At 43.9% G+C, this 21,276-nt stretch carries 19 protein-coding genes and 1 other annotated feature; of the genes, 1 reads left to right on the top strand and 18 read right to left on the bottom strand.

Features of this window, described 5'->3' with window-relative positions:
- Nucleotides 1-70: 70 nt before the first annotated feature.
- From ACYQ5K_RS03630 to ACYQ5K_RS03595, 8 genes are all read right to left on the bottom strand, one after another.
- Entirely contained in the window at nucleotides 71-1,219 is a 1,149-nt protein-coding gene (locus tag ACYQ5K_RS03630; protein ID WP_178025327.1) for an iron-containing alcohol dehydrogenase, read from the bottom strand.
- A gap of 250 nt (nucleotides 1,220-1,469) precedes the next feature.
- Complete coding sequence (locus tag ACYQ5K_RS03625; RefSeq protein WP_173688356.1) at nucleotides 1,470-2,075, bottom strand: flavin reductase family protein; 606 nt, start codon at nucleotides 2,073-2,075, stop codon at nucleotides 1,470-1,472.
- A gap of 25 nt (nucleotides 2,076-2,100) precedes the next feature.
- On the bottom strand, nucleotides 2,101-3,756 hold the full coding sequence (locus tag ACYQ5K_RS03620; protein WP_459777269.1) for a putative manganese-dependent inorganic diphosphatase: 1,656 nt from the start codon (nucleotides 3,754-3,756) through the stop codon (nucleotides 2,101-2,103).
- A 100-nt stretch (nucleotides 3,757-3,856) separates the two neighbouring features.
- Nucleotides 3,857-5,152: a GTP cyclohydrolase IIa gene (locus tag ACYQ5K_RS03615; protein WP_178025318.1), complete on the bottom strand. Its 1,296-nt coding sequence runs from the start codon at nucleotides 5,150-5,152 to the stop codon at nucleotides 3,857-3,859.
- A gap of 67 nt (nucleotides 5,153-5,219) precedes the next feature.
- Nucleotides 5,220-6,581 (bottom strand): amidohydrolase, encoded by a 1,362-nt coding sequence (locus tag ACYQ5K_RS03610; protein ID WP_459777268.1) that lies wholly within the window; start codon nucleotides 6,579-6,581, stop codon nucleotides 5,220-5,222.
- Complete coding sequence (locus tag ACYQ5K_RS03605) at nucleotides 6,571-7,680, bottom strand: M20/M25/M40 family metallo-hydrolase (RefSeq protein WP_173688360.1); 1,110 nt, start codon at nucleotides 7,678-7,680, stop codon at nucleotides 6,571-6,573. Before ACYQ5K_RS03605 ends, ACYQ5K_RS03610 begins: the two co-directional genes overlap by 11 nt.
- An 18-nt stretch (nucleotides 7,681-7,698) precedes the next feature.
- Nucleotides 7,699-8,388 carry a hypothetical protein gene (locus tag ACYQ5K_RS03600; protein ID WP_173688361.1) on the bottom strand — a complete coding sequence of 230 codons (690 nt, stop codon included), beginning with the start codon at nucleotides 8,386-8,388 and terminating at the stop codon, nucleotides 7,699-7,701.
- 21 nt (nucleotides 8,389-8,409) lie between these two features.
- The gene (locus ACYQ5K_RS03595; protein ID WP_117558938.1) at nucleotides 8,410-9,144 is read right to left on the bottom strand and encodes a DUF5058 family protein; all 735 of its coding nucleotides are present in this window, start codon (nucleotides 9,142-9,144) and stop codon (nucleotides 8,410-8,412) included.
- A 289-nt stretch (nucleotides 9,145-9,433) separates the two neighbouring features.
- On the opposite strand from ACYQ5K_RS03595, the gene ACYQ5K_RS03590 reads away from it, so the two are divergent.
- A complete protein-coding gene (locus tag ACYQ5K_RS03590) occupies nucleotides 9,434-10,120 on the top strand; it encodes a S1 RNA-binding domain-containing protein (protein ID WP_173688363.1) in 687 nt (228 codons plus the stop codon).
- A 153-nt stretch (nucleotides 10,121-10,273) separates the two neighbouring features.
- Here the strand turns inward: ACYQ5K_RS03590 and ACYQ5K_RS03585 are convergent, their stop codons facing one another.
- The 10 genes from ACYQ5K_RS03585 to ACYQ5K_RS03540 all read right to left on the bottom strand — a co-directional run bounded on the left by ACYQ5K_RS03585 (nucleotide 10,274) and on the right by ACYQ5K_RS03540 (nucleotide 21,265).
- Complete coding sequence (locus tag ACYQ5K_RS03585; RefSeq protein ID WP_173688364.1) at nucleotides 10,274-12,190, bottom strand: NAD(+) synthase; 1,917 nt, start codon at nucleotides 12,188-12,190, stop codon at nucleotides 10,274-10,276.
- A gap of 15 nt (nucleotides 12,191-12,205) precedes the next feature.
- Nucleotides 12,206-13,084 (bottom strand): Hsp33 family molecular chaperone HslO, encoded by an 879-nt coding sequence (gene hslO, locus ACYQ5K_RS03580; RefSeq protein ID WP_173688365.1) that lies wholly within the window; start codon nucleotides 13,082-13,084, stop codon nucleotides 12,206-12,208.
- 19 nt (nucleotides 13,085-13,103) lie between these two features.
- Nucleotides 13,104-13,886, bottom strand: coding sequence for a class I SAM-dependent DNA methyltransferase (locus tag ACYQ5K_RS03575; RefSeq protein WP_334297097.1), 783 nt, complete (start codon nucleotides 13,884-13,886; stop codon nucleotides 13,104-13,106).
- A gap of 204 nt (nucleotides 13,887-14,090) precedes the next feature.
- Complete coding sequence (locus tag ACYQ5K_RS03570) at nucleotides 14,091-14,726, bottom strand: lactate utilization protein (protein ID WP_173688367.1); 636 nt, start codon at nucleotides 14,724-14,726, stop codon at nucleotides 14,091-14,093.
- Nucleotides 14,726-15,751: a branched-chain amino acid aminotransferase gene (locus ACYQ5K_RS03565; RefSeq protein WP_008369610.1), complete on the bottom strand. Its 1,026-nt coding sequence runs from the start codon at nucleotides 15,749-15,751 to the stop codon at nucleotides 14,726-14,728. Before ACYQ5K_RS03565 ends, ACYQ5K_RS03570 begins: the two co-directional genes overlap by 1 nt.
- Before the next feature lie 154 nt (nucleotides 15,752-15,905).
- A complete protein-coding gene (gene ilvN, locus ACYQ5K_RS03560) occupies nucleotides 15,906-16,415 on the bottom strand; it encodes an acetolactate synthase small subunit (RefSeq protein ID WP_173688368.1) in 510 nt (169 codons plus the stop codon).
- Between the two features lie 18 nt (nucleotides 16,416-16,433).
- Nucleotides 16,434-18,164, bottom strand: a complete 1,731-nt coding sequence (gene ilvB / locus ACYQ5K_RS03555; RefSeq protein WP_173688369.1) for a biosynthetic-type acetolactate synthase large subunit — start codon at nucleotides 18,162-18,164, stop codon at nucleotides 16,434-16,436.
- An 88-nt stretch (nucleotides 18,165-18,252) separates the two neighbouring features.
- Nucleotides 18,253-18,511: a binding site (T-box leader), on the bottom strand.
- A gap of 80 nt (nucleotides 18,512-18,591) precedes the next feature.
- A complete protein-coding gene (locus tag ACYQ5K_RS03550; RefSeq protein WP_173688370.1) occupies nucleotides 18,592-19,080 on the bottom strand; it encodes a dihydrofolate reductase in 489 nt (162 codons plus the stop codon).
- A 17-nt stretch (nucleotides 19,081-19,097) separates the two neighbouring features.
- Entirely contained in the window at nucleotides 19,098-19,946 is an 849-nt protein-coding gene (gene thyA, locus ACYQ5K_RS03545; RefSeq protein WP_173688371.1) for a thymidylate synthase, read from the bottom strand.
- 32 nt (nucleotides 19,947-19,978) lie between these two features.
- On the bottom strand, nucleotides 19,979-21,265 hold the full coding sequence (locus ACYQ5K_RS03540) for a homoserine dehydrogenase (RefSeq protein ID WP_173688372.1): 1,287 nt from the start codon (nucleotides 21,263-21,265) through the stop codon (nucleotides 19,979-19,981).
- Between the last annotated feature and the right edge of the window lie 11 nt (nucleotides 21,266-21,276).

Raw genomic sequence — 21,276 nt, 5'->3', positions numbered from 1 at the left:
CATTCTCTCAGAATTTTTTCTGGATTTTCCCACTTCATTTTAATCTTTGCAGATTCATTCCATCTCTTCTCTACATTGCCTTCTTATAAAGCGCAATAATATCCTTAATCGTAGACTGTCTCGGATTTGCCATGATATTTCCACTCTTCATGGCATCGGCAGCCATCAGTTCAATCTTATCTTCCGTTACACCAACATCGGCAAGATGCTGCGGAATGCCAAGATCACGAAGCAGATCTCTTGCTTCGTCCACCAGCATTTCCGGTACAAAACCGATCACCGGATCTTTTTCTTTGCTGATATAATTGTAGATCTTCTCATAACGTCCGTGGTCTGCAAGTGCATTATATTCTACGATCGTTGGAAGAAGGATCGCATTTGCCACACCGTGTGCCACATGGAAATAGGCGCTTACCGGATGGCTCATAGCATGGATATTTCCAAGTCTTGCCCAGGCAAATGCGATACCTGCGAACATACTTCCGGAGAGCATGGCTGCTGCCGCCTCTTCATCCTGACGGTTTGCCACGAATCTGCGCAGATTTGCACCGATCAGTTCCATTGCCTTTTCTGCCATCGCGTCGGAAAATGGAGAAGCATCTCTTGAAGTATATGCCTCCCATGCATGGATCAGTGCATCTACGCCACATGCTGCGGCTACAGATGCCGGTGAAGTCATGACAAGTTCCGGATCCAGAAGGGCATAGCTCGGGATCAGCTCATAACTGAATACGGTCAGCTTATAGTTTCTTGCTTCGTCCGTAATTACAGAGAATGCGGTCACTTCACTTCCTGTACCTGCCGTTGTCGGGATTGCAATGATTGGAACGATCGGTCCCGGCACCTTATGTGCTCCCTCATAATCTCCGATCTCTCCGCCGTATTTTGCAAGAACACCAACTGCCTTTGCCACATCCATCGGGCTTCCGCCACCGAAAGCTACAATACTGGTTGCTCCTGCCTTTTTGTATGCCTCTGTCGCTTTATTTACCGTTTCTACAGACGGATTGGCTTCTACATCAGTAAATACTTCGATTTCAATACCGGAAGCTTTTACGATTTCTTCCACCTTCTCTACCATCCCGATCTTCTTCAAAACCGGTCCGGAGATCAAAAGCATCTTCCTGGAACCACTTTTCTCAAGAAGCTCCGGAAGTCTTTTTAAACTGCCTTTTCCAAAAATAATATCCTGTGGTACATTGAATGCAAAATCTTTCATCATCTACTACTCCTTTTTCCTTATCGTATACACAAAGAATGTGCCTTGGCACATTCTCGCGCCAAGCGCAGTCACTTGCGACATTATTCCTCTTCGCGCGAGTGCGCATCTCCGGCACACAGTGCCTTTTATTTTATAGGAAGTTCCTATAAAACAAAAAACGAGACCGCACCATTGCAGCCTCGCCCTTGAGTTTCCACTTACACAGAATATACCCTCTGTCATTTCTTTGTCAAGAGAATCTGTGTTTTTATTTTTTCTTTTTCTTCACGTTCTTCTTTACTGTCTTTTTCGCCGGTTTCTTCACACTGTACCCAAACGTTCCCAAAAGCTTACCCAGACTATAATACTGTCCGTGCACATATACGATCGGATCGGTCTTTTCCAGTGCAAATCGCCCTTTCTGATCCATATAGGCATCATCTACATGAACTGCTTTTACCTCAGCAAGGAAAATATGATGCGATCCCGGCGTTTCTTTTTTGACCACCCTGCACTCGATGTTGACCGGGCTTTCCCCGATCAGCGGTGCGCTCACATGCTCTGCCTTTTCCGGAGTCAGATGCAGCTCTTTGAATTTGTCCACATCTCTTCCCGAACGCACACCACAGTAATCCGTCGCATACGCAAGCTTTTCTGTTGTCAGATTGATCACAAATTCACCGGTCTCTTCGATCATATGATAAGAATACCGCTCCGGTCTCACGGAAATGGAAACCATCGGCGGATTGGTGCAGACGGTTCCCGCCCACGCCACGGTAATGATATTTGGATTGCCTTCTTTATCTGCCACGCTGACCATAACTGCCGGCAGCGGATACAGCATATTGCCCGGCTTCCAGATCTGCTTTGCCATCTTTCATCTCTCCCGTATCATCTGTTTATTGTTTCTGCTGCAGGTAAGTGACCAGAACAGGGATCATCTGTTTCTTTCTGGATACGACCCCCTTCAGAAGGATCTTTTCGGTATCACCTGACAGTTCATACGCTTCAAGGACCTGCTCCTTCGCATTCTCGCCACAGCACAGAAGCTCTGTTGATTCCTCCAGGATGTTGGTCATCATCAGGTAAAGCATATGCAGTCCCTGCGTCTTTCTTGCCTCTTCCAGATATGGAATCAGACGTTCTTTTACCTCATCCAGCTCATCCTGATTCATGGAAGTGATCTGTCCGACTCCGAACCTCGTATCTTTCACATTAAATACCTTGAAGTCCTGGAAACAGATCTCTTCTACGGATTTACCACGCAGATTACTTCCCGCATTGAACATCTCTTTTGCATGTTCTTCCATATTGATTCCGGCAATCCGTGCCAGTGCTTCTGCTGCCGCCTGATCAACCATGGTACAGGTTGGTGAGCGGAACAGTAAGGTATCTGAAATGATCGCTGAACACAGAAGTCCCGCTATCTGCGGATCTACTTCCACACCGCTTTCCTGATACATCTGGTAAATGATCGTCGCCGTACATCCAACCGGCTGATTGCGGAAGTAGACCGGTCCAATGGTCTCCAGACCACCCAGTCTGTGATGATCAATGATCTCCTGCACCTCTGCCTCTTCAATTCCATTCACAGCCTGTGATTTTTCATTATGATCCACCAGAATTACCTGTTTTTTACGGGAAGTCATAAGTCTTCGTCTGGAGAGGAAACCACAGAACTTTCCTTTATTATCCAGAATTGGGAAATCTCTGTACTTCGTCTTTGACATGACTTCTTTGACCTGTTCTACATAATCTTTCAGATGGAACGTTTCCAGATTGTCACGGCTCATGAAAAATTTGACCGGAATACTCTGGTTGATCAGCCTTGCCGCAGTAAAGGTATCATGTGGTGTCTGAATGATCACAATGTCCCGCTCCTCTGCCATCTTCTTGATCGTCTTGGAGATATTGGCTCCCTGACAGATGACCAGACAGCTTGCATCCATCTCGATCGCGCAGAGCTGGGACTCATAACGGTTTCCGAGAATAACAAGATCATCCTTCTCGATAAAATTCTCCATCATATCTGGACTGGATGCTGCAATGACAACTTTTCCATTCAGGAAATAGCCATGTTCATTCCCGGTGATCAGCATTCCGTCCAGTGTCTTGACGATGTTTCGGTACTGGGTTCTCGCTGTTGCAAGAATATTATTGTCATACACTTCCATATAAGATGTTGCGATATCTCCGATGGTGATCAGCCCTTCCAGCTTCTCCCCTCTTGTCACCGGCAGAGTCTTGATGATCTCATCCTTCATCCGTGCCCATGCATCTTTAATGGACATGTGACCAGAGACTCCTTCGATCTGACGGATATCCATATCCTTCACCTGCAGATGTACATTGTCCAGAAGTGCCGGCACCTCTGTCTGGAATTTATCCAGAACATAAGCGGTCTCGCCATTGACCTCGCCTGCTCTCTTCGCTATGTATCTCTCTCCTGTGATCTGATTTTTCAGATTTGCATATGCTATTGCTGAACAGATGGAATCCGTATCCGGATTTTTGTGTCCGATCACATACACTTTCTTTGGTTTTTTCTGTTCCATTTTATTACAACTCCATTACTATCTCTTGTGTTACTTACTTTTCAGAATGCCATTTTTTTCGTTGTTCGTCAACCCTTGTACGGATAAAAGACCACTTACACTAAATTTTAAACAATATCTCTACAAGCGCCTTCGGTCTTCCTCCTGCTGCCGCAGTCTTCTTCGCATATACTTTTCCATAGCCGGCTTCCATGATCTTATTCATGATCCGCCGGGCACTTCTGACCGTAATTCCCAGGCACTCTGCCAGCTGATGTGCATCAAAAATATAACTTTTTCTCACATCTGCAATTGCAATGATCTTCAGGATTGATGTTGTACTAAGACCTGTCTTCTCTGAAATTTCCTGTAATTTGGGATCGGAAGAAATAAGCTGGTATTCCAGCTGGATCTCTTTTCCAAGCGGACCATGCTGTGTCTGCTTTGCATCAATCCAGAAAATCTCCTGCTTTTCATTTTTCAGGGAAGAATCCAATGCACGCCTTGCATTCATTTCTGCTTCATTCATGGTTCCTCCGGTTCCAATTCCCACATTCAGGCTGATCTTATTTTCTTCCTGAACCTTTTTTTGCAGGTTCAGAAGTCTCCTCTGATTAAACTCTTCCTGCACAGCTCCCGAGTTTGAAAATACGATATACTCTCTTCTTCCAGATGCAAAAATCGCTCCCTGAATCCCTTTTGTATATTTAATGATTTCTTTTTCAATATCTGCTTTTGCGAGCATACTCGAATAATAATTTTCTTCTCTGCTCTCATAGTCTGTAAGCTGAAAAATTTCAACTGCTGCCTGCGCATACTCCGCTTCCTGGAGTGCGCATTCATTTTTTAATTTTTCCAATGCCACTCTCACCTTCGCCCTGGTCGGCGGCAGATAAATGGCATGATACCCTTTTTCTTTCAGTATCTTATATACCCAGCGCAGTGAAGTCAGTGCCACATTCACTTTTCCTTCATCCAGAAGCTTCATGTGCCACTCCACATACTGTTCTTCTTCTACTCCTGCTTGAAACGGGCAGGAATAGATATTTCTTGCCAGAATATCAAATGCATCCAGCAAATCCTCAATAACCTGTTTTTCTACAATATCAATACTAAATGCATCCAGTTCGATATTACTTTTCTGCATCTGCAGGAAAGCTCCGGCTATACTGACAACCGACTTTTCCACCGAAGCATGCGGCTTGGTAAAATGATAGTTCTGCCCGACAAAACTCTCGACCGCGCGACCGGTAAACAGCACCGCATCACACTCCAGTTCACATCCTTCGATTAGTCTGTCGCTTCGATTGACCTGCTCTTCTTCATAGGAAACTACTTCGACTAAACTGTCAATTTCTTTTATACTCTTCTTAACAATCTCGCAAGATGCTTTTGATCCGATAACTCCAATTTTCACAAAAATATCCCCCATATTGTGATCTTATATTTTAAAAAAGGAATCCCTCAAACGGGATTCCTTTTTATTATAACTCAGAGCCATCAAAAACCACAAGCTTAGAATATTCTTTTTTCAATTCCAGATAGCTTTCTTTTGTCAGTGTCGGTTTGAAATTATCCAGAATATGTTTTGCCTTCTTTGCATCATCATAAAGAAGATCAATGATCGTAAGTGCCATCATCTTTGCCGGAACGATATATGCCAACTCCGGATCTGCAAGACGATAATCTTTGGAATGAAGTCCTCCGATGATTCCTTCTGTCCAGATGTGCATACACGGCATAATCTGGGAAAGATCCCCCAGATCGGTAGAACCTGCTGTCTCATATAATTCTACAAATGAATCTTTTTCTGCCCCTGTATATTCAATCATATTCTCCTTATATAAAGCGGAAAGTTCACGGTTGGTATTCATTGGGAGATAGCCAATCTTATCATCAATCTCAACCTTTCCACCGAGTGAAAGAGCTCCGGCTTTTAATGCACGGTTCACTTTTTTACTTGCATCCAGCATTCCTTCGATTGTAAAAGCACGCACCATAATCTGCATCTTCACAACTGCCGGGACCACGTTGACCAGATCTCCGCCTTCTGTGATGATCGCGCTCACACGAACCTTTTCTTTCTCCTGAAAAGTCTCACGGAGTGCATGGATATTGTTCAGTGCCAGCTCTGCCATATTTAACGCATTGATTCCTTCATGTGGTGCAAAACCTGCATGCGCAGCTTCTCCGATAAATGTTACCGTCTTTGTCACAAAGCCGTTGCAGTCGGTATCAATCGTGCAATGTCTGCCATTTCCAATTTCCATCATGTGACACTGCAATGCCATATCCACATCATCAAAGCCACCGCGTTTTAAATATTCCTGCTTGCCGCCGTAAAAGCTGATCTTATTTTCACGAATCAGGCTGTCACGGTAATCATAATCTACACATTCCTCAGCCGGGATCGCAATAAAATCAACCGCGCCATCCAGTTCTTTCATAACTCCGGATTTCAAAAGACCGATCGCACATCCATACAGATTTGCAAGCTGTGCGTGATGACCGCAGGCATGAACATTCCCCTCCGGTGTGCTGTCCGGATGTTCTTTGCACTGGATACAGTCCAGCTCTCCGATCACGGCAATTCTTGTATCCCCTTTTTTCGGAGTTGAAACCTTGCAGCCGGTATATGCAATTTCTGTTTCCGGCTCTTCCCCAAGCTTCTGAAATGCCTTTATCATTCTCTCAGTCGTCTTAAATTCTTTATAGCCAAGTTCAGGCGTTTTATATACATCATCGCCAAGCTGAATGATCAGATCCCTGTTCGCATCAATCGCGTCCAGACATCTCTTCTTCAGTTCTTCTTTTTCCATCTGTGTCGTCCATCTCCTATTCTGCACCCATCAGTCTTCTCAGCACTTTTGTTACCTTCCAGGTCTCATCTGTATCAAGTGCTTCTTCTACTGTGTGTACATTGATCATTCCGCATCCTAAAATGACACTCTTATATCCATGTCCTGCAAGCACATTCGCATCACTTCCACCACCAATGATCATTTTATTTGCTGTAATTCCTTCTTCTGCCATTGCCTTTACAGTATCCTGAATCAGTTCACAGTCCTCTTCCAGTGACAGAGTTGGATAAGCCATCTCATGCTTCATTTCATAACTGGCTCCCATTTCTTCCGCTGCTTCTTTACAGCATTGTTCCATATGTGCAACCTCTGCTGCCAGCTTTTCCATACTGTGGGAACGGATCTCTGCGGTAAATGTTACTTCATCTGTCACAATATTTGTCGCAGATCCGCCTTCAATATGTCCGATATTGGAAGTGGTCTCATGGTCGATACGTCCGATGTGCATCTTGCTGATTGCCTTTGATGCTACAACGATCGCATTGATTCCTTTTTCCGGTTCGATTCCGGCATGTGCTTTCTTTCCTTTAAAGGTAATCTCAATCGCTTCCATTGCCGGTGCTTTGTATGCGAGCGTTTCTGCTCCTCCTGTTGCATCCACAACAACCAGTTCTTTGCATGGCAGCATAGACATATCCATGTGCTTTGTTCCCATCATACTGATCTCTTCGGAGCAGGTAAATACCAGATAAATATCTCTGTGCGGTACACCGCTTTCAATGATATCTTCTACCGCTTCCATAATTGCTGAAATTCCAGCTTTGTCATCTCCGCCAAGTGTTGTTGTCTTGTCGGTACTGATGATGTTTCCGTTGATCACCGGATTTACATTTCTGCATGGTTCGATCTGATCCATATGTGCAGCAAATCCAAGTGGACGTTCCTCTGTGTTTCCTTTTACAAATGCAACGATATTTCTGCCGTTTCCACCATATGCTTCTCCGGCATTGTCTGACTGGAACGGAATATTCCGCTCACTCAGCCAGTTTTCTATCCAGTCCGCCATCTCTTTTTCCCCTTTAGACGGACTGTAGATTTTGATCATCTCAATAAACCTTTCCTGTAATCTTTCTCTCGATAACATAACTTTTCCTTTCCGGACTTAGTCCTCAAGTTCTTTCTTGTAGATAATCTTTCCTGCAAAAATAGATCCAAATACAGCTACCAGGATAACAACGTATGACGGTGTTCCAGGGAAGAAGGATAAGAATCCGTTTTTCATCAGCCAGTTCATCACAAATGCAATAACTACTGCAACTACACCAAGCTTTGGTCTTGTGATTGCGAACTGTCCGAATACAGCTCCGTAAAGTGCCGGAAGAAGGAAGTTGAGGGCCTGCTTGAATCCTTCTGGCATCATACCGATAATTGCGTTTCCTGCAATTGCTCCGATTGTCAGGATCACAATATTTACAATGATTGATACAGCAATACCGATGGTTGATACAACAGAACCTTTGTCGCTACCCATTTCAACGCCTGCTGCTTCCTGTGCAACAGAAGAACACGGAACACGCATGTTGGATGTATTTCCTGAAAGGAATGTCAGATAAGTTCCCGGGATTCCAAGAATCGGGAAATAGGAAATCGGTTCTACAATATAAAATGCTCCACTTACACTGATCTGTGCGATTGTACCTGCAATGATCGCGGATACCGGTGGCATACATCCGTATACAACTGAGATAACAAGTGCTGGTCCAAAACATGTAATGATACCTAATAACATGGTGATTTTTCCCCATTTGACAATACCAGGTATATAGACTTTGTTGTAGTATTCTTTATTCATATCTTTATCCTCTCATTCCTATTAAAATACAGTGTTCCAGATGTAACCAATAAGCATGCCTGAGAACATGGAAATTGCAAATGCCCATTCTCTGAGCCATCCAATATTCTTTTCTTTTGCAACCTTTGTCAGGATCATCATAAGAATGCATCCTACGATTGTTGCAATCGCCGGTGCTCCGCCAAATGCGAACTGATTTTTTTCATTGAAGAAATTTCCTGATGCGAGGTTTGCAAATGCACCAAGCATAGCTCCTGCTGAAATGATCGGAACCATTTTTGAATTTCCTTTTGACATCAGATGATTTACTTTATCCATCTTGTCCGTGAAAAGCAGTGTGAAGATCAGCCATCCAAGTGATCCGCAGATCATGGTCCATACACCACATGCGAACGCAACCGGTGTCAGATTCTCCAGTGTTGCTCCCATTGCCTGGGCACCAAATCCTGCTGCCATTGCTTCATAGTTAACAGATCCGATAAAAGAAAGTCTCATCCATGAAACAGGTGCTCCCATTGATACGATCAGAGAGATCATTGTTACCAGGATTACGATAGATGGACCGATTGAAGAAATGGCACTACTCTTAATTGCCATATTGATCTTTTCCTGTTCAATTCCAATCTCTTTTGCTGCTTTGAGCGACTTTCTGAAGAACAGTACGGACTGAAAAACTACGATTCCTACTGCTATTGCGGCACTCACCCACATCAGAGGGCTGTTTGCCAGTTCCAGATAATTCACATTTCCCTTCATTTTAATTACTCCTTTACCTTTTAGTTTGGGACATCGTCTTTAATATGTCCTTATATTGGTAATATACAATTTATTTTTTCTTTTGTCAACTTTTTTCACGATTTTTACCATTCAAAATATACACAAATTTTTACCACAATTTTCGTACATAATAACGATTTTTTCTCATTAAGAGTGCATCACCCACTTATCGATTTGGAATCTATACTTTTTATCTATATAAAAATGTGTTATACTAATAATATTATTGAGCATACGTTCAGAAAAATAAACTAACAGAGGTGTTAAGATGGAAAACGAAAAATTACAGGAACAGACAGAAAGCATGGCAGACTACGAAGCACATTTCGATGATGCCAATCCATGGAATGTGGTCGCACGTTATCAGGAAGAAGGAACCAATCTTCACGTAAAAGTAGAAGGAATCGTAAATGGCGGCGTGATCGCCATGGTCGAAGGACTCCGCGGATTCATCCCGGCATCCCGCCTTTCTCTTTCTTATATCGAAGATCTGGAAACCTATCTTCTGAAAGAAATTGATGTCCGTGTCATCGAGGCAAACCAGGCAAAAGGACGCCTGATCTTATCTGCACGTGAGATTTTAAGAGAACAGAAAAAAGAAGAAGATGCAAAAAAACTTGCATCTGTACAGGTTGGAAGTGTTGTAAAAGGTACTGTTGAATCTCTTCAGTCCTACGGCGCTTTTGTACGTCTTGAGAACGGTCTTTCCGGCCTGGTTCACATTTCCCAGATCAGTACCCAGAGAATCAAATCAGCAGACCAGGTACTTCATGTCGGGGATGAAGTGGATGTCAAAGTCATCGGTATCAAAGATGGCAAGATCAGCCTCAGTATCAAGGCTCTTGCAGAAGATGCTGAAAAAGAACAGGAAGAAGAGCTGGAACACGTAGAAATTCCAAAAGCAGAAGCAATCGGAACCAGCCTTGGGGATCTGTTTAAAAATATCAAGCTCTAAAATTGACAATTTTATCAGCAGGGCATTTGGCTCATCGTATATACAAAAAAGGGAAGTTTGCATCTGACAGGCTTCCCTTTAAGTAGCTTTCGATTCTTTATCCTATCTACTTAAGGGGAAATCCGTTCAGACACAAACTTCCCTTTTGCTCTTCTATTTTTCCAGTGCTTCCAGATCCTGCATCCAGACTGCCACGCACGCATCGCTTGGCATTCTCCAGTCTCCCCTTGGAGAAAGTGCTACTGTACCGATCTTTGGGCCATCCGGCAGACAGGAACGCTTAAACTGCTGTGCAAAAAATCTCCGGTAAAATGTCTTCAGCCATTTCATGATTGTCTCACTGTCATAGGTTCCTTCAAAAGCAAGCTTTGCAAGACGGTAGATCTTCGACGGTTCAAATCCAAACCGAAGAACATAATACAGATAAAAATCATGCAGCTCATACGGACCTACAAGGTCTTCCGTCTTCTGCGCGATCTCGCCATCCTTTGGTGGAAGAAGTTCCGGACTTACCGGTGTATCAAGCACATCCAGAAGTACCGCTTTCAGTTCCTGATCCTCACAGGTATCAGCATAATACTGTACCAGATGGCGTACCAGCGTCTTCGGAACGGATGCATTGACTCCATACATGGACATATGATCACCATTATAAGTCGCCCACCCAAGAGCCAGCTCCGACATATCTCCGGTTCCGATGACCATGCCCCATTCCTGGTTAGCAATATCCATCAGCACCTGGGTACGCTCTCTTGCCTGTGAATTCTCATAGGTCACATCATGCACCGCTTCATCGTGTCCGATATCGTGAAAATGCACATGGACTGCATCCGCGATCGGCACCTCTTTTAAAGTGGCTCCCAGTTTTTTTGACATCAGACAGGCATTCTGATAGGTTCTGTCTGTCGTACCAAAACAAGGCATCGTTACCGCAATGATATCCTTTCGGTCTTTCCCTGCCATGTCAAATGCTTTTGCAGTCACAAGCAGTGCCAGTGTAGAATCCAAACCACCTGAAATTCCGACTACCGCTGTTCTCGAATGAGTATGCACCAGACGTTTTTTCAATCCCATTGCCTGGATCATCAGAATCTCTTCACAGCGTTTTTCCCGCTCTGCCATATTCTGCGGAACAAAAGGTGTCTGTGCAAAATCTCTGGTAAGCTCAGTTTCTTCCATACTGATATGAAATACTACTTTTGGAAGCCGCCGTTCTTCAGTTGTCTGGAAAGTTGTATTTTTTCTCCGTTCACTTAAAAGACGGAAAATGTCAATCTCGCTGACGATCATCTCGTTGGCAAACCGCTTTGCTTCTTTCAGGATCGTCCCGTTCTCTGCAATAATATTATGCCCACCAAATACCACATCTGTCGTAGACTCTCCGTCCCCGGCATTTGCATAGACATAACCTGCAATCAGTCTTGCAGACTGTCCCTTGATCAGTTCTTCCCGGTAACTATCCTTTCCGATCGTTTCATCACTTGCTGAACAGTTGACCAGGATGACCGCACCTTCTCTTGCCGCCTCAATGCTCGGTGGGACTGGTGACCAGACATCCTCACAGATCTCTGCCGATACGACCAGCTCATCCATCTCTGCCGCCTGATACAGGATCTGCGGTCCAAACAGGATTTCTTCCCCTTCATAGGAAATCAGTCTTGCTTTTTTCGGCCCCTGACGGAACTGGCGCATCTCATAAAATTCTCCATAATTCGGAAGGAAAGTCTTGGTCGTAAAACCAAGAATCTTTCCATCATTTAATGCTGCCGCAACATTATACAGTTCTCCGTCCACAGCAAGCGGAAGTCCGACAAATACCAGTGCCTCTGTATGTCTTGTCTCTTCTGCAATTTTCGCAAGCGCTTTTCGCACCTCTTTTAACAGTATATCCTGCGTAAAAAGATCGCTGCAGGTATACCCGGTCAGGCAAAGCTCCGGAAATACAATGATCTTTGCACCTGCCTTCTCAGCTTCTTTCATACGTTTGCAGATTTCCTCACAGTTGTGCCAGACATCCGCCACACGGATATCAACTGTGACCGCTGCAACCTTGATAAATCCCTGTCTCATATGTTGTTTACCTCATTATCTTTTTGCCTGTTTTAAAATCTGTTTCAGTTCTTCTACACTAAATGTATACGCCGTATTACAGAAATGGCATTTTACTTCTACTTCTTTTCCGTCATCGATCATTTCCTGGATATCTTTCTTTCCAATGCTGATGATGGCTTTCTCGATTCTCTCATGTGAACAATTACATTTAAACTGTGTATCCATTGTATCTGTAAATTCCACATTCAGACCATCCAGTACCTGCTCCAACATCTGCTCCGGTGTATGTCCGTTATCCAGCATACTGGTAACGGAAGAGATCTTCTTGATATTCTCTTCCAGCTTATCCAGCACCTCATCCGATACAAACGGCATTACCTGCACGATAAATCCACCTGCACAGTGTACAGTGTTGTCCTTATTCATCAATACTCCAAGACCCACGGAAGACGGAACCTGTTCGCTGGTTGCAAAATAATACGTCAGATCTTCTGCGATCTCGCTTGTCTGCAGGATAGTCTGTCCTACATATGGTTCTTTCAGTCCCATATCTTTAATAACATTTAAAAGACCGATTCCAACAGCTCCTCCAACATCCAGCTTGCCATTCTTAGGCGGCATCATTGCTTCCGGATGATCGACGTATCCTTTCACATCACCTTTTGCATCTGCAGTCACCGTAATTCCGCCAAGTGGTCCATCACCTTTGATCTGGAGCGTCAGCACATCTGTCTCATTCTTCATCATGCCTCCCATCATTGCCCCTGCTGTCAGAAGTCTTCCAAGTGCCGCTGTCGCTACCGGACTTGTGTCATGTCTCTTCCTTGCCTCTTCCACCAGATTGCCTGTTGTTGCGGCAAATGCACGGATCTGCCCGTCTCCTGCAGTTGCTCTTACAATATAATCTTTCATATAATAATTCTCTCCTGTTCTATTTTCCCTGTTCTCTTGCGATCACATAAATGCGCTCGCTTGTATCCGTCGGCGCATTCTTTGAAAATGCATCGTATGCTGTCACAAATTCCAACCCCGACTTTCGGATCAGTTTCTTCATCTCCTCCAGCGTATACGCTCTCTGATAATGCGTCTCCTCATATTTGCGATAAAGCCCACTGTCCTTATCTGTTTCAATAAAAAGACTCAGATCATATTCATTGATCTTCTCATCTTCGTAATAATAGTTGTCCCAGATAAAACTGCATTCCTCCCGGTTCTCCGCAATTGTGCGGTCTCCAAGAATCTCTTCATACTTGTAGCGTGTATTAAAATCAAAAATAAAAACACCTTTCGGATCCAGATAATTGTTGACCAGGCGGAATACTTCCTGAAGTTCTTCCGGCTCCGTAATATAATTGACTGAATCGCAGACACTGATGACAGCTCTAACCGTACCATACAGTTCGAACTCTCTCATATCCTGCAGAAGATACAGAATATCATGACCAGATCTGTCACGTTTCTCCATTGCGATCTCCAGCATCTCTTCCGCATTATCCGCACCAATCATATCATATCCTGCCTCTGCAAGCAATTCTGTCATATTCCCGGTACCACACCCCAGATCCAGTACCAGTCCATCCATAACACCGTATTCTCTCATAAGACCGGTGAGATATTCGCACCATTCTTCATAAGGAATATTATCCATGAAGGTATCATATACACGTGCAAAACTTGTATACGCTTCCATATTCTGCTGTTCCTCTCTTTCGATTCGCCACCAGTGTCCAATAGCCGGCACTGACCGATGTCCGCGGTATACTCCGCTGCGTATCCTGACATCCAGATTATTCTATAGTATAACACAGGATTTTCTCATAGAAAAGTCATATTATGATGAGAACTTTATCCCTTTCGGAATTTTCTTTTTCAGGCGCAAAAAGAACCAGGGAAAATTCCCTGATTCTCTTCGAATTTTTTAGAATCCCAGTTCTTCATTCACCAGAATCACCTTTATTCTGTCTGGAACATGGCTGAATCTCGTAATCAGTGTCTGACAGCAGATACTTTTCGGAGATTTACAGTTGGAACAGACACCTGTCTTCGCACACGGAAGTCCTTCAAAACGCTGTCCGTTGATCGGAGCTGCCACATACTTTGCCCGGGTATATGCATCCTCTGCACTTCTTACGATTTTGTTCATGCCAACGATCATCAGAACATTTTCCGGTCCGTAAGAAATAGCTGCCACACGGTTTGCATTTCCATCTATGTTGACCAGTATGCCATCTTCCGAGATTGCATTGCAGCTTGCCAGAAAATAATCACAGTTAAATGCCTGATGCATCATCTCTGCTTTTTCCTCCGGTGTCGCACACAGATCTCTGTCAAGCACTTTATAATTTCCTTTATGAAGTGCTTCCGGAAGACCAATTGCCTTAATGCTCATAGACCCTCCCCAGCTGATGCTGCTTCCTTCCGGAATCAGCTCCAGCGCAAGGGCAAGTGCCTCTTCTTTGGTCTGTACATAATGTCCCTCCATCTGACGGGACTTCAGATTCTTTATTACCTGCTCTGCGAGCAGATCATTTCGCTTTGTGACGAATTTATCCATTATTCAACCACCTGGATCCATCCTTCCGGTGCTTCGATGTGTCCCATCTGAATTCCGGTAAGTGTTTCATATAATTTCTTGATAACAGGTCCCATCTCATCCATTCCGCTTGGGAAGCAGATTTCTTTACCATGATCTACAATCTTTCCAACCGGTGAGATAACTGCTGCTGTTCCGCAAAGTCCGCATTCTGCAAAGTCTTTTACTTCATCAAGATATACTTCTCTTTCTTCTGTCTCAAGTCCAAGATAATGTTCTGCTACATAAAGAATAGAACGTCTTGTAATAGATGGAAGGATACTGTTTGACTTCGGAGTAACCACTTTACCATCTTTTGTGACGAAGATGAAGTTTGCTCCACCTGTCTCTTCTACTTTTGTTCTTGTTGCTGCATCCAGATACATATTCTCTGCATAGCCTTCTTCATGTGCTGTTACAATTGCATGCAAACTCATTGCATAGTTAAGACCAGCTTTGATATGTCCTGTTCCATGCGGTGCCGCACGGTCAAAGTCTGAAACTTTAATTGTGATCGGCTTTGCGCCGCCCTTGAAATATGGCCCTACTGGTGTTACAAATGCACGGAACTGATATTCGTCAGCTGGTTTAACTCCGATAACCGGATTGCTTCCGAACATATATGGACGAATATAAAGGGACGCTCCTGATCCGTAAGGTGGTACATAAGCCGCATTGGCTTTTACTACCTGTACGATCGCATCTACAAAACGGTCTTCCGGAAATACCGGCATCTCAAGTCTTCTTGCGGAATCAGCAAATCTCTTTGCGTTCATATCCGGGCGGAATACAACGATACGTCCGTCTTCTGTTGTGTATGCCTTCATACCTTCAAATACTGACTGGGAATACTGCAGAACACCTGCACACTCATTCAGTACAATGTTGGCATCTTCTGTCAGGCATCCATCGTCCCACTTTCCATCTTTGTAATTTGAAACATATCTCTTTTCGGTCGGGATATAACCAAATCCTATACTTGACCAGTCAATCTGTTTCTTTTCCATTGTAATTCCTCCATTCCCTTGTTGCTTCTTACAGTAACATATATCTAAATTATAAATTTTGCTTCCCGTATTTTGAATCCTACGGATTACATATCGCTATTATAGTACTTCTGTTTTTCAAATTCAAGAGTGCACTCTGTTTTTTTTGATTTTTTTATCTTTTTGGCATTGTGATTGCTTCAATCCCCACACTTCCACCTCTTACAACTTCAATTGAATTGAATTCAGAACGTAAAAACTGGATGATCGCTGTATTTTTATGTGCCGTGTGTACAAACTCAAGAAGCACACTGTCTTTTCCATAATCACGTACCTTTGCCTGATAAGTCTGCGCGATCTGGAAAAGCTCTGTCTTATCTTCCGGTGTACAGTTTTTTACTTTGATAAACATCAGCTCCTGCATAACAACAGATACTTCTGTAAAATCAATGACTTTGATTACTTCAACCATACGGTTCAGCTGCTTTTTAATCTGTTCATAAGTCTCTTCATCACTGTTCGTCTCAATCGTCATTCTGGAGATAGTCGGATCTTCTGTTGTACCTACCGTCAGACTCTCCAGATTATAGGATTTACCGGAAAAGAGTCCGGAAATCTTGGAAAGTACACCAACCTGATTTTCCACATATAAGGAAATCCATCTTTTTTTCATTGTATTATCCATCTTCATCTCTCCTCTCCATTAATCCATCAAAAGATCTTCCAGGGTTCCGCCCGGACGTACCATCGGATAAACCTGCACTTCCGGATCCAGCATGAATTCGATCAGAGTCGGCACCTTCAGTGCACGGTTTGCTTTTGCCTGTTCAAATGCTGCCTTCATCTCGGATTTTTCGGTTACACGGATTCCCTTTGCCCCATAGCTTTCTGCAAGTTTTACAAAATCCGGTGTATATTTCGGTGGATGCTCTTCTCCACGTCTTGTCGCTGCGCCTGCACGAAGATCCGTCATAGAATAGCGTTTTCCATAGAAAAGTTTCTGCCACTGGCGAACCATTCCAAGATAGGTATTGTTAAATACACAGAGGATCAAAGGAAGTTCTTCCAGCACTGCCGTTGCAAATTCCTGAATATTCATCTGCATACCGCCATCACCGGAAATTGCAATTACCGTACTGTCCGGATTGCCGATCTGCGCTCCGACTGCTCCCGGGAATCCATATCCCATGGTTCCAAGTCCGCCGGACATATAAAGTCTGGTCTTTTCATTCACTTCCAGATACTGGGATGTGAACATCTGATGCTGTCCTACATCTGTCACAACAATCTTGTCATCATCTTTAAACACTTCATTGATCGTCTCCAGAATATCCTGTGCCTGCATCTGGTCTCCCTTTGGTTTCATCCTAAGCGGATGCTCCTCTTTCCAGCCTTCGATCTGTTCCATCCAGCTTTCTTTTTTCTCTATTGGTTCTACATATTCCAATAATTTTTCAATGGCTTCTTTTGCATCCGCAACGATCGGGATATCTACCTGAATATTACGTGAGATGGAGGAAGTATCAATGTCGATATGTACGATCGTAGCCTTCGGTGCAAATGCATGCAGTTTTCCAGTGATACGGTCATTAAATCTGGTCCCGATCGAGAACAGCAGGTCACATTCTTCCACTGCCATATTGGATGCATATGCACCATGCATCCCCAGATTACCGATAAAAAGCGGATGTGTTGTCGGAATCGCTCCACGTCCCATGATCGTTGTTACAACCGGGATCTGGGTACGTTCTACAAGTTCTGTAAACGCCTTATTAGCTCCTGCAATATTGACACCGCCACCGGCAAGGAACAGAGGCTTCTTTGCTTTTCCAAGCATCTTGACTGCCCTCTTAAGCTGTCCGATATGAACGCCGGTACTCGGCTTATATCCGCGGATATTGACTGTCTCCGGATAATTCGGGTTTCCAAGCTCTGCCATTACATCTTTCGGGAGATCCACAAGAACCGGTCCTGGACGTCCGCTGCGCGCAATATAGAATGCCTCTTTGATGATTCTTCCCAGATCTTCTCTCTTTCTTACTGTCACGCCGTATTTTGTGATACTTCTTGTAATACCTACAATATCAACTTCCTGAAATGCATCATTTCCGATCAGATGTCTCGCAACCTGTCCGGTAAAACATACCAGCGGTACACTGTCATAATTTGCCGTTGCAATTCCTGTCACCAGATTGGTTGCACCCGGTCCGCTTGTCACCAGACATACCCCGACTTTTCCTGTTGATCTGGCGTAAGCGTCTGCCGCATGGACAAGTGCCTGTTCATGACGCGGAAGTACAACTTTTGTGTAATCCTGTTTGTAAATTTCATCACTGATATCAATCGTACAGGCTCCCGGATATCCAAAAAGGATATCTACACCCTCTTCTTTTAATGCTTTTACAAGTAATTTATTCCCTGATATTTTTTTCATAAATCTACCTCCATGAATTTTCTATACAGATGATCGCCAAATTTTTATCATAGTCATATAGAATAACAAACGCCCTAAACGGCTGACCGTTCAGGGCGAATATAAAATCCGTGTTACCACCTGTCTTCAGAGAAGCTGCTTCTCTGCTCTCACGCAAGTACAGAACCATAGAAATGTTCGATACTATTCCCCTGTAACGTAGGGCTTACGTCGAAGTCTACTTGAGAAATCCCCGTTCGGTCCGCTGCTCAAAGGCTACTTCTACAATCCCTTCATGAAGGCTTACACCATCCGCCTTCTCTCTTTGCTTCCGAAGATTATATACTCCTCCTTGTCATAGCATTTCTTCTATTGTCTCATCGATTACATTTATTATAATGAGTGGTCTATTGATTTGTCAATGATACATTTCGCAAATTTTATTGATCTATTTTATTCTTTCATATTTTGCAAATACATACTCAAGATCGAAATATGTCTGTTCATCCGTCTCAGCTGTTTTTTGCCAATCCGGATCCTTGTCCAGATCCGGGAACCAGGTATCTGCCTCATATACATGATCTGTCCGCGTAACATACGCTGTATTACAGTACGGAAGCATAGCACGGTAAATACTTTCTCCGCCGATCACAAAGACTTCTCCTTCATGCTTTTTACATTCCTGCATTGCCTCTTCCACGCTGTGTACCACGATCGCATCCTTCACCTGATAATCCGGGTTGTGGGAAATCACAATATTAACCCTGTTGGCAAGCGGACGTCCCTGCGGAAAGCTTTCCAGTGTCTTTCTTCCCATCACGACAATATTTCCTTCTGTCATCTGACGGAAGTATTTCATATCTGCCGGGATTCGTACAAGCAGACTGTTATTCTTTCCTATTGCCCAGTTTTTATCTGCATTTACAATAATGTTCATCGTATCTGTCTCCTTTTCTAAACCGCGATCGGAATATTTTTGACCTGCGGTCCTGTCACATAGTTGTCTAATCTTACGTCATCCGGTGTGAACTGATAGAAATCTTTCACTTCCGGATTCAGCCAGAATTCCGGTGCCGGGTGCGCCTCTCTTGAAATCAGTTCTTCGATCAGCGGAATATGCCTGTCGTAAATATGTGCATCTGCGATCACATGTACAAATTCACCCACCTGCATATCGCATACCTGTGCGAGCATATGAAGCAGCACAGCATACTGGCATACATTCCAGTTATTTGCTGCCAACACATCCTGGGAACGCTGGTTCAGGATTCCGTTCAGTGTCAGCTTGTCACTGCCTTTTTCTTTTGTCACATTGAACGTCATGCTGTATGCACACGGATACAGATTCATCTCATGAAGATCCTGATGTACATAGATATTCGTCATGATCCGGCGGCTGTAAGGATTATTCTTCAGGTCATAGATCACACGGTCTACCTGATCCATCATTCCTTCTTTATAAACATGCTTTACGCCCATCTGATAGCCGTATGCCTTCCCGATCGATCCATCTTCATCTGCCCAGCTGTCCCAGATGTGACTGTTCAGATCGTGGATATTATTGGATTTTTTCTGCCAGATCCACAAAAGCTCGTCCATACAGCTTTTGATCCCGGTTCTTCTGAGTGTCAGTGCCGGGAATTCTTTTCGCAGATCATACCGGTTCACCACACCAAATTTTTTTACAGTATACGCCGGAGTCCCGTCTTCCCATCTCGGACGTACCTTTTCTCCTTCTGTGCTGGTTCCATTATCAATGATGTCCCTGCACATCTCTATAAAAACTTTGTCTGCATAACTCATGCCTGATTGCTCCTTTTTCAATGCTGTGCCTTTTAATATTCTCTGATAATGCTGCTGATCTCACTTACGATCGGCATTTCTTTTAATTCCTCCAGCGCATCCTGAAGATGGTATTCCTTGACTGCGGATGTTCCGATGACAAGTTCTGCCTTTGCCGCTTTTGCCTGTTCCTGGATCACACGTTCGATACTTACCTTGTGATCTCCGAATACTTTCGCGATTGCTGCCAGTACTCCCGGTTCATTACTTACCTGCATACGGATAAAGAAACGATTCTTGACGTCCGCAAATTCCTTGATCGGAAGCTCTTTGTATGCGCTCCATCCGATTCTTCCGGTACAGTTCCATACAATATTTCTTGCAACATCCATCACATCTCCGAGAACTGCACTTGCGGTCGGCAGTTCTCCTGCTCCTCTTCCATAGAACATGGTATCCCCAACTGCATCTCCATGCACAAATACAGCATTAAAAGAATCTCTTACGGTAGCGAGCGGATGTTTCTTATCGATCATCATCGGATAAACACCTGCTTCAATTCCATCAGATGTATTTCTCGCAATACCGATCAGTTTGATCACATTTCCCATCTCTTTTGCGTAATTTACATCTGCTGCTGTGATCTTTGTGATTCCCTCCGTATAGACATCCGAAAATTTCACCTGCGAATGGAATGCTGACGTAGCCATGATCGCCACCTTACGTCCTGCATCCAGACCTTCCACATCCGCCGTTGGATCCGCTTCTGCATACCCCAGCTCTGTCGCCTTTGCAAGTGCTTCTGTAAAATCCATTCCATCCTCAAACATTTTTGTCAGGATATAGTTGGTCGTTCCGTTGACAATTCCCATGATCTCATCGATCCGGTTGCCTTCCAGGCACTGCTTAAGCGGACGGATGATCGGGATTCCTCCTGCTACCGCTGCCTCAAACAGGAAATCTGCGCCGCCTTCTTTCGCAGCATCATAGAGTTCCTTTCCATATTCTGCGATCAGATCCTTATTTGCACTTACCACATTTTTCCCTGCTTTCAGTGCTTCTGTGATCATCGTTTTCGCTGGCTCAATTCCGCCCATCACTTCGATCACGATCTGTATCTCATCATCTTCTATAATCTCTTTCCACTGATCTGTCAGCAGATTCTGATCTACACCCTGTCTTACTTTTTTCATATTGTATACCAGGATTTTCTTTATTTCAAGAGCGGCGCCGGTCTTCTGCTGCATCTCTTCACTGCGGCGTCCAATCAATTTATAAACACCTGTTCCGACTGTTCCAAGTCCAAGTAATCCTACTTTGATCGTCTTTGTATCTGTCATATCTTCGCGTC

It is taken from the genome of Allocoprococcus similis, assembly GCF_054660775.1.
This window is presented reverse-complemented; position numbering and strand designations above follow the sequence as displayed.

Coding starts and splice junctions, on each gene's coding strand:
- ACYQ5K_RS03565 (WP_008369610.1), bottom strand. CDS start 15,751: ATGGAAAAGAAACAGATTGACTGGTCAAGTATAGGATTTGGTTATATC.
- ACYQ5K_RS03595 (WP_117558938.1), bottom strand. CDS start 9,144: ATGAAGGGAAATGTGAATTATCTGGAACTGGCAAACAGCCCTCTGATG.
- ACYQ5K_RS03540 (WP_173688372.1), bottom strand. CDS start 21,265: ATGACAGATACAAAGACGATCAAAGTAGGATTACTTGGACTTGGAACA.
- hslO (WP_173688365.1), bottom strand. CDS start 13,084: ATGAAAGATTATATTGTAAGAGCAACTGCAGGAGACGGGCAGATCCGT.
- ACYQ5K_RS03570 (WP_173688367.1), bottom strand. CDS start 14,726: ATGGATAAATTCGTCACAAAGCGAAATGATCTGCTCGCAGAGCAGGTA.
- ACYQ5K_RS03550 (WP_173688370.1), bottom strand. CDS start 19,080: ATGAACATTATTGTAAATGCAGATAAAAACTGGGCAATAGGAAAGAAT.
- ACYQ5K_RS03600 (WP_173688361.1), bottom strand. CDS start 8,388: ATGAATAAAGAATACTACAACAAAGTCTATATACCTGGTATTGTCAAA.
- ACYQ5K_RS03590 (WP_173688363.1), top strand. CDS start 9,434: ATGGAAAACGAAAAATTACAGGAACAGACAGAAAGCATGGCAGACTAC.
- ACYQ5K_RS03605 (WP_173688360.1), bottom strand. CDS start 7,680: ATGTTATCGAGAGAAAGATTACAGGAAAGGTTTATTGAGATGATCAAA.
- ACYQ5K_RS03620 (WP_459777269.1), bottom strand. CDS start 3,756: ATGGAACAGAAAAAACCAAAGAAAGTGTATGTGATCGGACACAAAAAT.
- ACYQ5K_RS03625 (WP_173688356.1), bottom strand. CDS start 2,075: ATGGCAAAGCAGATCTGGAAGCCGGGCAATATGCTGTATCCGCTGCCG.
- ilvB (WP_173688369.1), bottom strand. CDS start 18,164: ATGAAAAAAATATCAGGGAATAAATTACTTGTAAAAGCATTAAAAGAA.
- ACYQ5K_RS03585 (WP_173688364.1), bottom strand. CDS start 12,190: ATGAGACAGGGATTTATCAAGGTTGCAGCGGTCACAGTTGATATCCGT.
- thyA (WP_173688371.1), bottom strand. CDS start 19,946: ATGAGTTATGCAGACAAAGTTTTTATAGAGATGTGCAGGGACATCATT.
- ilvN (WP_173688368.1), bottom strand. CDS start 16,415: ATGGATAATACAATGAAAAAAAGATGGATTTCCTTATATGTGGAAAAT.
- ACYQ5K_RS03630 (WP_178025327.1), bottom strand. CDS start 1,219: ATGAAAGATTTTGCATTCAATGTACCACAGGATATTATTTTTGGAAAA.